The organism is Cryomorpha ignava (assembly GCF_010686655.1).
Classification (GTDB): domain Bacteria; phylum Bacteroidota; class Bacteroidia; order Flavobacteriales_D; family Cryomorphaceae; genus Cryomorpha; species Cryomorpha ignava.
This window is the reverse complement of sequence record NZ_JAAGVY010000147.1, coordinates 1-657: the sequence shown is the minus strand read 5'-3', so window position 1 is coordinate 657 and position 657 is coordinate 1. Positions and strand designations below refer to the sequence as shown.

Sequence of the window (657 nt, the reverse complement as noted above, 5' to 3'; positions counted from 1 at the left end):
TTGGCAAATCGTTTATTCTATTATGGTATAATATTCTTTATTGAACGCTTTTGAATGAGCTTTCAATTCATTTTGATTAGCTACCATGTGGAATTTATGCAAAGTCCTGAACTGTGACTTATGACAAAGTGCTACTTCGTTTTTAATCTTCCAATATTTTACAATGTCAATTGCAACATCTGGTTTTGGCAGCCCATTGCTTCCGGTTAATTTCATTGAGTACTCATAGGCTGGGATGTTACTTAACATAAATGTCTCTAGCTTATCTGGTAGTGTGAATTGGTAAATTCTTTCGGTAGTAAATGTTGAATCCTGCTTGTTTTCAATAAAAATATCTTTGGTTAATTGGGCAGAAATCCTGTGTTCTGGATGACCGTATCCACCAATTTCAGTATCATAAGTAATGAGAATATGAGGCTTGTATGCAATAATTTTATTTTTAATTATTGTTTTTATACTGTCCTGATGTTCGTACCAAAAGGTAATGTTGTCTTGCATAATGTCATCCCACTTGTTTATTGCCAAACCTGCTATTTCTAATTTTTCCACACCTATTTTGGTTGCGGCACATTTCAGTTCTTCTATTCTGGTTTCATTTATTTCTGTTTCTGGGTTGTGTCCAAGAGTTAGTAAATGTATAGTTGCACCTTTTTCTTT

The 657-nt window shown here is 33.5% G+C and carries 1 protein-coding gene; it reads right to left on the bottom strand.

All coding sequences use genetic code 11. The features are described from left to right. Positions 1-12: 12 nt before the first annotated feature. A partial coding sequence (locus G3O08_RS20815; protein ID WP_204336985.1) for a PIG-L deacetylase family protein occupies positions 13-657 on the bottom strand: 645 nt, incomplete at its 5' end.